Annotated in this window: 9 protein-coding genes; 4 read left to right on the top strand and 5 right to left on the bottom strand. The window is 62.9% G+C overall.

All coding sequences use genetic code 11. The annotated features are described in order from the left end of the window. Positions 1–444: 444 nt before the first annotated feature. Positions 445–1,071: a DUF1062 domain-containing protein gene (locus NKJ37_RS03685; protein WP_352442149.1), complete on the top strand. Its 627-nt coding sequence runs from the start codon at positions 445–447 to the stop codon at positions 1,069–1,071. A 60-nt stretch (positions 1,072–1,131) separates the two neighbouring features. On the opposite strand, the gene typA is transcribed toward NKJ37_RS03685, so the two are convergent. Continuing rightward, positions 1,132–2,961 (bottom strand): translational GTPase TypA, encoded by a 1,830-nt coding sequence (typA, locus tag NKJ37_RS03680; RefSeq protein WP_352442148.1) that lies wholly within the window; start codon positions 2,959–2,961, stop codon positions 1,132–1,134. Positions 2,962–3,157: 196 nt separating this feature from the next. On the opposite strand from typA, the gene NKJ37_RS03675 reads away from it, so the two are divergent. After that, a complete protein-coding gene (locus tag NKJ37_RS03675; protein WP_352442147.1) occupies positions 3,158–3,439 on the top strand; it encodes a hypothetical protein in 282 nt (93 codons plus the stop codon). 48 nt (positions 3,440–3,487) lie between these two features. On the opposite strand, the gene NKJ37_RS03670 is transcribed toward NKJ37_RS03675, so the two are convergent. Then, entirely contained in the window at positions 3,488–5,047 is a 1,560-nt protein-coding gene (locus NKJ37_RS03670; protein WP_502896750.1) for an alkaline phosphatase D family protein, read from the bottom strand. A gap of 286 nt (positions 5,048–5,333) precedes the next feature. Beyond that, a complete protein-coding gene (locus NKJ37_RS03665) occupies positions 5,334–6,617 on the bottom strand; it encodes an MFS transporter (protein ID WP_352772747.1) in 1,284 nt (427 codons plus the stop codon). A gap of 72 nt (positions 6,618–6,689) precedes the next feature. Between NKJ37_RS03665 and NKJ37_RS03660 the strand changes: the two genes are divergently transcribed. Both NKJ37_RS03660 and NKJ37_RS03655 read left to right on the top strand, forming a co-directional pair. Then, a complete protein-coding gene (locus NKJ37_RS03660; protein ID WP_023811722.1) occupies positions 6,690–7,307 on the top strand; it encodes a TetR/AcrR family transcriptional regulator in 618 nt (205 codons plus the stop codon). A 45-nt stretch (positions 7,308–7,352) separates the two neighbouring features. Then, positions 7,353–7,946, top strand: coding sequence for a hypothetical protein (locus NKJ37_RS03655; RefSeq protein WP_352772744.1), 594 nt, complete (start codon positions 7,353–7,355; stop codon positions 7,944–7,946). 321 nt (positions 7,947–8,267) lie between these two features. Here the strand turns inward: NKJ37_RS03655 and ppa are convergent, their stop codons facing one another. Further along, complete coding sequence (ppa, locus tag NKJ37_RS03650) at positions 8,268–8,801, bottom strand: inorganic diphosphatase (RefSeq protein WP_127294141.1); 534 nt, start codon at positions 8,799–8,801, stop codon at positions 8,268–8,270. A 112-nt stretch (positions 8,802–8,913) separates the two neighbouring features. Beyond that, positions 8,914–9,420: a GNAT family N-acetyltransferase gene (locus NKJ37_RS03645; protein ID WP_056586049.1), complete on the bottom strand. Its 507-nt coding sequence runs from the start codon at positions 9,418–9,420 to the stop codon at positions 8,914–8,916. Positions 9,421–9,491: the final 71 nt, after the last annotated feature.

The following is a 9,491-nucleotide window of genomic DNA, read 5'->3' as shown; positions in this document are numbered from 1 at the left end:
AAACTCCTGGTCATCCTCAATGCAAAAGCACGCGATGCGCGCAACGAGTTCGTAATTGCAACTTGACACCCCAGATAGTCGCTCTCCCCCACTCCCGTGGGGGCGAGGAACCCAAGGCTTGCGAGGTCCCTTGCACCTCCAGCATCTCGCGGCTAGAAAGGCCGCCGCGAAACAATTTCGAGCTTCACTTTGCCTACGTAACCGCCGGTCTCGCCAACTCCCCCGACACAAGGCATGACACCGCGTTCGCGGTGTCTGTTTTCGTTTCCATGTGTTCTTCTGGGCGGCGGTTCGAGACCGGTTTGGCACTGCTGAACCGCGTCGCGCGGCTTTTGCCCGTGACACCCGATTTCCAAAAACCGCAGCCTCTCGCCACGCCGTGCCCGCATGGGCATCTCGACATCGCCGGCCTGATGAACTTCCCGACGGGAAGGGCTTATCGGCATGTCTGGACCACTGCGTATCCATTGGACGATCGCACCCAAAACCCCACCTCGGCCGCTCATCAGCTGCAATCGCTGCGGCACTGTGAAGGCCTATTGCAGCAGCGGGAAATTCCGCGTCAACGCCAATGGCAAACGCATCGACGTGTGGCTGATCTATCGCTGCATCGACTGCGACAACTCCTGGAATTTCGGCATTTTCGAGCGCTGCAACCGCCGCGACATCGACCCGGCGCTGCTGGCGGCACTCGAAAGCAACGATCCTGCACTCGCTCATCGTCATGCCTTCGATGTAATCGCGTTGCGCAACCGGATCGGGCGCGTCGAGGAGTTCCCCGATGTCAGCGTCCACAAGCGCAGGCTCGGCGACACCAGGGAAGCCGCGACCGTGTTGGAAATCCAGCTTGGGCTCGAAATGCCGACATCGCTGCGACTCGACCGGCTGCTCGCCAGCGAACTTGGCATCTCGCGATCACGGCTTCAGGCGCTGGAGGAGAAGCGGCTGCTCATCGTTGACCCGGATGGAGCAAAGGCCCTGCGCAAGCCGGCCCGCGCGGGAATCGCGATCCGCATCGATCTGGCCCGCGAGACCGATCGGCAGGCCATCATCTCGGCTGCTGGTGGATGAACGAAAAAGGGACGGAACACTGGTTGCTCCGCCCCTCTCGGTTGTTGGAAAATAGAGAGCTTACGCCGCGCCGACCACCTTGGACGACTTTTCGAACCGCTTGCGCTCGTTCGGATCGAGATAGAGCTTGCGCAGCCGAATGGTCTTCGGCGTCACTTCGACCAGTTCGTCGTCCTGAATCCAAGCCAGGGCGCGTTCCAGCGTCATGCGGATCGGCGGGGTCAGCTTGACCGCCTCGTCCTTGCCGGCGGCACGGATGTTGGTCAGCTTCTTGCCCTTGAGCACGTTCACTTCAAGATCATTGTCGCGGCTATGGATGCCGATGATCATGCCCTGATACACCTTGACGCCCGGATCGATGACCATCGGGCCGCGATCTTCCAGGTTCCACATGGCGTAGGCGACCGATTCGCCCTGTTCGTTGGAAATCAGCACGCCATTGGTGCGGCCCGGCAGCTCGCCCTTGTAGGGCTCATAGGCATGGAAAAGCCGGTTCATCACGGCGGTGCCGCGCGTGTCGGTCAACAGCTCCGACTGGTAGCCGATCAGGCCACGGGTCGGCGCGTGGAAGACGATGCGCTGGCGGTTGCCGCCGGATGGGCGCAGTTCGACCATCTCGGCCTTGCGCTCGGACATCTTCTGCACGACGACGCCGGCATGCTCCTCATCAACGTCGATGACGACTTCTTCGACCGGCTCCAGCAATTCGCCGTTCTCGCCCTTCTGCATGACGACGCGCGGACGCGACACGGCGATTTCAAAGCCTTCGCGGCGCATCGTCTCGATCAGCACGGCCAGCTGCAATTCGCCGCGGCCGGAGACGAAGAACGAATCCTTGTCAGGCGATTCCTCGATCTTCAGCGCGACATTGCCTTCGGCTTCGCGCAGCAGGCGGTCGCGGATGACGCGGCTGGTCACCTTGTCGCCTTCGGTGCCGGCCAGCGGACTGTCGTTGACCAGGAACGACATCGTCACGGTCGGCGGATCGATCGGCTGCGCATGCAGCGGTTCGCTCACGCTCAGGTCGCAGAACGTGTCGGCGACGGTGCCCTTCGACAGGCCGGCAATGGCGACGATGTCGCCCGCCTGCGCTTCTTCGATCGGCTGGCGCTCAAGGCCGCGGAAGGCCAGGATCTTGGAAATACGGCCGGTTTCGATCTGGGTACCGTCATGGTGCAGCACCTTGACCGGCTGGTTGGCCTTCAGCGTGCCGCTCTCGATGCGGCCGGTGATGATGCGGCCGAGGAACGGATTGGCTTCCAGGATGGTGCCGATCATGCGGAACGGGCCGGGATGAACGGTCGGCTCCGGCACATGCTTGATGACAAGGTCGAACAGCGGCGCCAGCTGCTGGTCTTTCGGTCCTTCCGGATTTTCCGAAACCCAGCCATCGCGGCCTGAACCGTACAGAATCGGGAAGTCGAGCTGCTCGTCGGTGGCGTCGAGCGCGGCGAAAAGGTCGAACACCTCGTTGACCACCTCGACATGACGGGCGTCCGGACGGTCGATCTTGTTGATGACGACGATCGGCTTCAGGCCGACCTTGAGCGCCTTGCCGACGACGAACTTGGTCTGCGGCATCGGCCCTTCGGCGGCATCGACCAGCACGATGGCTGAGTCCACCATCGACAGGATGCGTTCGACCTCGCCGCCAAAATCGGCGTGGCCGGGGGTGTCGACGATGTTGATGCGGGTATCCTTCCAGTCGACCGAAGTCGCCTTGGCCAGGATGGTGATGCCGCGTTCCTTTTCGAGGTCGTTGGAATCCATGGCGCGCTCGGCGACGCGCTGATTATCTCGGAAGGAGCCGGACTGCTTCAAAAGCTGGTCGACCAGGGTGGTCTTTCCATGGTCGACGTGCGCGATGATCGCGATATTACGGATTTTCATGTTCTGGTCTCGGAAGCGTTGCAGGCAGCAGGCCAAAGGCGCTGCCTCTTTCGGTTGCGCGGCTCATACAGGGTTTTTCGCAGTTGCGAAAGAGGAGGCGCGTCACCAAATACTCATCAAATCTTAAGCATCTGCGTGTGAGATGATTTTGTTAACCAAGGCGGGAACCCTTCGGGGCCCAGACAGTTCGAACGTCATGACCGATAAACTCAACCGATTTTGGCCGCTCATCGCCTCAGTTGCCTTCGCTGTCCTGCTGGCGGCCAACGCCGCGCAGTCGGCCGCGACGATGAAGGAATCACGGCCTACCTTGCCATCAGAGGCACAGTCGGCCGAGCAGATTTTCGCCGACGCGCCCGACGGCGTCGACCCGATGGTGACCGGCCCGGTCAGCGCCGCCTTCAAGCAGCGGCAGGACGCCGCCAACTGCGACAGCGCCGTCTGGCCGAATATCCCCATGGTCTGCTACCCGGACTGAGACACCGCGCGCTCTAGACGTGCGCGACACCTTTCCATCAGCGCGCGCTTATGCCGACCGCACCGGGTCGAGCGTCACCTTGTAGAGTTCATTGTCGTCGCGATCCATCAGCCGCACCGTCATCTGCTCGCTGGCGCCTGAAATATCGACCAGCCCGAAGAATTGCAGCCCGGCCGAGGGCGGCAGATTCTGTCCCTGTTCGGCGGTCGGCGCCTTGATGAACTTCAGCTCCGGACCGAACGTCATGTCGAAATCGTTCGGCCCGAACGTGCCGGCATGGATCGGACCCGAGACGAATTCCCAGAACGGATTGAACTCCTGGAACTGCGCCTTGTCCGGGTTGTAGTAGTGCGCGGCCGTGTAATGCACGTCGGCGGTCAGCCAGACGGTGTTGCTGATGCCGGCATTCTTTATGAAGCGCAGCAGGTCGGCGATCTCGAGCTCGCGCCCTTTTGGCAAGCCATTGTCGCCATTGCTGACCGCTTCGGCGCCAACCTTCTTGGTGCCGTCGTCCCAGACGACGAGGCCGAGCGGCATGTCGGCGGCGATGATTTTCCAGGTCGCCTTCGAATTCGCCAGTTCGCGCTTCAGCCATCTCGTCTGCTGTTCGCCCAGCATGCGCGATTGCGGCGTCATCTCATCCTGCATGTCCGGACCATTGGGGCCGCGATAGGAGCGCATGTCGAGGAAGAACACGTCGAGCAACGGCCCGTAAGCGATCTTGCGATAGACGCGGCCGGGCTCGGAAGGTTCGTAGCGGATCGTCGTCATCTCGTGGAAAGCCCGCGCCGCGCGGGCCGCCAGCACGTGGATGGATTTTTCCGTGTAGCGGTTGTCGGCGCTGAGATCCTTGGAATCCGACCAGTTGTTCAGCACTTCATGGTCGTCCCACTGGTAGAAAGTCGGGCAGATGGCGCTCAGGCCGAGCACGTTCCCGTCCATCATGTTGTATTTCCACTGGTCCCGGTATTCATCCAGCGTCTCGGCGACCTTGCGCTTGCCGTCGATCAACACGACGTTCTTCCACTTGCCGCCGCCGGGCAGGTCGACCTCGTCCTTCATGGCGCCGTCGGCATAGATGGTGTCGCCCGAATGCAGGAAGAAGTCGGGCGTGTGCTTGCCGATCGTGGCGTAGGTCTTCATGCCGGTCTCATCGATGCCCCAGCCCTGGCCGGCGGTGTCGCCGGACCAGGCAAAGCGGATGTCGCGCTTCGAGGCTGGCGCCGTCCTGAAACGGCCGGTGATCGGCTCCGAAACGGCGTTGATGTCGGCGAGGTCGGCTGCCGTCATTCGATAGAAGATGTCCTGGTCGGAAGCGAGGTCGGTGAGCAGCCGCTTGACCGTATAATCGCTGGCCGGCGACGTATCGAGAGGCGCCAGGCGCGTCGCATTGGCAAAATTCTCCGTCGACGACACTTCGAACATGACGCGCGACGGGCGATCGGTGCGCGTCCACACCATGCCGCTGGTTGCGTCGACATCGCCGGACTGGACGCCATGGGTGAAGGCCGGCCGCTGATTGGCGCGCGAATAGTAGGGCAGCGCCAGACCCGAAACGCCGGCCAGGCCAACGGCGCCGGCGGAAGTGACGAAAGCGCGGCGGGTCATCGAAAGCTTGTTCACGGCTGTCTCCTGGATGGCTTGAACGGTGCCACCAAAATCCAGCGTCAATGTTTCAGGGACATCTCGAAATGATGAAGTTTTTCTGACGATCAACAGGCGGGTGATCTCCCCCCTCGAGGGGGAGATGTCGCCGAAGGCGACAGAGAGGGTCGCCGCGCATGGAGCGCCAGCCTCCATCTGCACCAGGAGGCCGAGCCCGGTCGGACCGCCCCCTCTGGCCGCTTCGCGGCCATCTCCCCCTCGAGGGGGAGATTTGCTCCGTCGCCGAGCTTCAAGCCGCCTGCGGCTCTGGCTCGAAAGCTGGCTTGCTGGTGTTGATCAGCAGCGAGATACAGGCGGCGGCGATTGCCGTCATGCCGGCGATCAGGAACGCCAGTTCGTAATTGCCCTGCAACTCGCGCATGGTGCCGCCGAAGGCGGCGGCTGTCGCCGCACCGATCTGGTGTCCGGCGACGATCCAGCCGAACACGATCGGCCCGCTGCGGTCGCCGAACGCCTCATTGGCGAGCCGCAGCGTCGGCGGCACGGTGGCGATCCAGTCGAGGCCGTAGAGCACGGCGAAGATGATCAGGCTGGTCGCCGAGAAGCCGGAATAGGGCAGGTAGATCAGCGACAGGCCGCGAATGCCGTAATAGACGCCGAGCAGCTTGCGCGGGTCGTAGCGGTCGGTGAGCCAGCCGGACAGTGTCGTGCCGATCAGGTCGAAGATACCCATCATCGACAGCAGGCCGGCGGCCTGCACCTCGCCGATGCCCATGTCGCCACAGAACGCGATCAGATGCGTGCCGACCAGCCCGTTGGTGGTGAAGCCGCAGACGAAGAAGGTGGCGAACAGATACCAGAAGACGCGGGTGCCGGCGGCGCGGCGCAGCGTCGAGAACGTATGCGCGAGGAAATTGCCCTGTGACGCGGGCGGAGCCGGCGGCAGGTCGTCGGCATCGGCGCCGTAGCGCACCATGCCGATCGAGGCCGGCCGCTCCGGCACCAGCAGCCAGACCAGCGGTATCAGAGCCGCGGTTGCGATCGCGACCGCAACGACAACCGGCTGCCAGCCGCCCGACTGCGCCAGCGCGGCGATCAGCGGCAGGAACACCAGCATGCCCGAGGCGCTGGAGGCCGACATCAATCCCATGACAAGGCCGCGATTGGTCTTGAACCACCGGTTGACGATGGTCGCGCCGAGCACGCTGGCGACAGCACCGGAACCAATGCCCGAGAACACGCCCCAGGTGATAAACAGATGCCACGGCTTGGTCATCAGCAGGCTGAGCGCGGTCGAGCCTGACATCACCACCAGCGAGGCCAGCAATGTGCGGCGCAGCCCGATGCGCTCCATCAGGGCCGCGGCAAATGGCCCCGTCAGGCCGTAAAGCAGGATGCCGACACCTGCGGCCAGCGAGATGATGTCGCGCCGCCAGCCGAAACTGGTCTCCAGCGGCAGCATCATGACAGAGGGAGCGGACCGCAGACCGGCCGCGACCAGCAGGCTAAGGAAGATGACGCCGACCACGACGAAAGCGTAGCGCTGGCCAAATGGGCGGGATTGAGCTATCATGTTACTGACCGGTACGTTGCAGGTGGAGTATGTATACGTACCGATCGGTAACATTGTCAATCGAGCCACACGATGCCAACGGACAAAAATATTGATCTGACCATCAGCGACGGTCATGCGTCGGCGCCGCCGAAAGCAGCCAAGAAGATCCTCGATGTGGCCTATGACCTGTTCTACCGGCGCGGCATCAGGGCGATAGGCGTCGACGAGATCGTCAAACGTGCCGGCGTCACCAAGCCCAGCCTCTATCGCAGCTTTCCGTCCAAGGATGAACTGGCCGCCTCCTATCTCAGGCAGTACGATCTTGAATATTGGGAGCGTTTCGACGAGGCGGTCGCCGCTCATCCCGGCGAGCCGCGCGCACAGATCAAGGCTTTTCTGACCCGCATCGGCAAGCGCACGCAAGTGGCGGATTATCGCGGCTGCGGCATGACCAATGCGGCGGTCGAATATCCCGACCACAGCCATCCGGCCCGCGTGGTCAGCGAGGCCAACAAGCAGGAACTGCGCCGCCGGCTGCGCGCCATGGCGGCCGCGATGGGCGCGCAAGACCCTGACACGCTCGGCGACGGCCTGCTGCTGCTGATCGAGGGCGCCTATATCAGCGGCCAGCTGTTCGGGCTCGGCGGCCCGGCCCAGGCGGTTGCCCGCAATGCCGACCTGCTGATTGAAGCGAGCTTGAAGAAATAGCGTTTGACGCTACGCTGCAGCGGCTTGCAACGGAGATTGACCGCCATGCGTGCCATTCTGATCCCGCTTGTTCTGGTCGGTCTCGGTCAGGCGGCGCAAGCCGACGGCATTTCCAGCGCCTACACCGATCTGGATTCGAAAACGGACTGCGTGACCTACGCGCAGGCAGAAGAAGGCGACGGCGACTGGGCCGAACTCGCCTGTTCGGGCTATCGCGGCTATCCCGTACTGATCGCCTATGACGACGCGCGTGAATCGCTGTTCTACGGCTTTCCGCCCGGCGGCGACATGACGACGGTCTGGGAAAGCTTTTCCGGCTTCAATTCGTCCGGAGCCAAGATCGAATGGCGCATCGAAACCAAGGGCGACACGGCAGTGCCCTATGCCGCCATCCATCGCCGCTCGATCAGCAATCCCGAGGACGAGAAAAAGCCGACCGAGGTGCTGCTCGTCGCCAAGGTCGGCCAGATGGAAGCCCGCGACGGCTGCACCGTCGGCCTGGTGCTGGCCACGGGCAATCCCACCGCCAACGATCAGGCGCGCAAGCTTGCCGACGGCAAGGCGCGGACCTTCGCCTGTGGCAAGGACAGGCGCACTGTCATCGGCAACGTGCCGGCTTTCGGCCGGGTGGATAACTAGATCAGTTGCTTAGCACGGAACTTCTGCCACATGCAGGTCGCACACGTCGGGATTGACCGAAACGCCTTTGACTTCGTCATCCACGGGCGCAGCAAGGAGCGTAGCGACGCAGCGCAGACCCGAGGATCCATGCCGCGACACCAACAACACCACAACGGTGCAGAATTCTGCTTAGCCGCGCACTTCACCGAGCGTCACGGCATGGATACCAGGGTCTCCGCGACGCCGCTTCGCGGCTGCTCCGCCCTGGTATGACGAAGTTGAGGGGCCTCGCGAGGCCTAGGCCCTGCGAGGTTGATGCTCCGCAGAGCCTAAGCCCAGCTACTTGCTCGCCTTGGCCCGCTCGATCGCCTCGACGATCATCTTCTTGGCATATTTGGAATCGTGCCAGCCTTCGATCTTGACCCATTTGCCGGGCTCGAGATCCTTGTAGTGCTCGAAGAAGTGCTGCACCTGCTGGCGCGTGATGTCGGGCAGCTGGGTGTATTCGGTGACGTTCTCGTAGCGCAGCGTCAGTTTCGGTGACGGCACGGCGATGATCTTCTCGTCCTGGCCGGCATTGTCTTCCATGATCAGCACGCCGATAGGCCTGACGTTGATGACGCAGCCCGGCACCAGGGCGCGCGTGTTGCAGACCAGCACGTCGATCGGATCGCCGTCGCCCGACAGCGTGTGCGGCACGAAGCCGTAGTTGCCGGGGTAGCGCATCGAGGTGTGCAGGAAGCGGTCGACGAACAGCGTGCCGGCTTCCTTGTCCATCTCATACTTGATCGGCTCGCCGCCGATCGGCACCTCGATGATGACGTTGACGTCCTCAGGCGGGTTCTTTCCGCTGGCTATGGCTTCGATGCGCATGGCTTAAATCCCTCTCTCGATGGGCGATCGATAGCGGGCGGCGCGCCATGGTGCAATGCGGCGAATGGTGCTGGCTGAAATCGGGAGACGCAATGGCCGAAAGGCCGGGCTGTCATTCCCAGACGAAAGCGACCTTCTTGAGCGCCTTCTGCTCGAAGATCTCGACGCCTTCGGCTACATCGCGGCCGCCGGCGCCGGCATAGAAGGCAAGCGCGTTCTGGTTGTCTTCCAGCGCCCAAACGACCATGCCTTTCAGCCCATGGTCGGCCAGGCGCGCCCTGGCCGCCGCGAACAGCCGGCTGCCAAGCCCGATGCCCTGATATTCCGGCCGCAGGTACAATTCGTAGATTTCGCCTTGCTGGCGCAGTTCGCGGGCGCGGTTCTTGCCGATCGTCGCATAGCCGGCGATCTTGCCGCCGATCTCGACGACCAGGACGGTGGCGGCGCGGCGAATCGCATTCGCCCACCAGTCGGCGCCTCGACGGTTGATCATCGATGTCAGGGTGCGGTGCGGAATGATGCCGGAATAGGCGCCGCGCCAGGCCTCCAGATGCACCTCGGCGATGGCACTGGCATCGCGCGGGTCGGCTTTCCGGATGTCGATCGTCAGCGTATTCATGATTTGTTAACCATAAACCCGCATCGCCCGATTGCAAGAGTCCCGGCGGCCCGCCGGCTGCTTTCTCACAG

It is taken from the genome of Mesorhizobium sp. M0140, assembly GCF_040322475.1.
In the GTDB taxonomy this organism is placed as follows: domain Bacteria; phylum Pseudomonadota; class Alphaproteobacteria; order Rhizobiales; family Rhizobiaceae; genus Mesorhizobium.
Note: the sequence above shows the minus strand (reverse complement) of the source record. Positions and strands in the feature narration are given on the sequence as shown.

Excerpts from the sequence above, each read along its gene's own strand:
- NKJ37_RS03685 (WP_352442149.1), top strand. The coding sequence starts at position 445 with ATGTCTGGACCACTGCGTATCCATTGGACGATCGCACCCAAAACCCCA.
- typA (WP_352442148.1), bottom strand. The coding sequence starts at position 2,961 with ATGAAAATCCGTAATATCGCGATCATCGCGCACGTCGACCATGGAAAG.
- NKJ37_RS03675 (WP_352442147.1), top strand. The coding sequence starts at position 3,158 with ATGACCGATAAACTCAACCGATTTTGGCCGCTCATCGCCTCAGTTGCC.
- NKJ37_RS03670 (WP_502896750.1), bottom strand. The coding sequence starts at position 5,047 with ATGACCCGCCGCGCTTTCGTCACTTCCGCCGGCGCCGTTGGCCTGGCC.
- NKJ37_RS03665 (WP_352772747.1), bottom strand. The coding sequence starts at position 6,617 with ATGATAGCTCAATCCCGCCCATTTGGCCAGCGCTACGCTTTCGTCGTG.
- NKJ37_RS03660 (WP_023811722.1), top strand. The coding sequence starts at position 6,690 with ATGCCAACGGACAAAAATATTGATCTGACCATCAGCGACGGTCATGCG.
- NKJ37_RS03655 (WP_352772744.1), top strand. The coding sequence starts at position 7,353 with ATGCGTGCCATTCTGATCCCGCTTGTTCTGGTCGGTCTCGGTCAGGCG.
- ppa (WP_127294141.1), bottom strand. The coding sequence starts at position 8,801 with ATGCGCATCGAAGCCATAGCCAGCGGAAAGAACCCGCCTGAGGACGTC.
- NKJ37_RS03645 (WP_056586049.1), bottom strand. The coding sequence starts at position 9,420 with ATGAATACGCTGACGATCGACATCCGGAAAGCCGACCCGCGCGATGCC.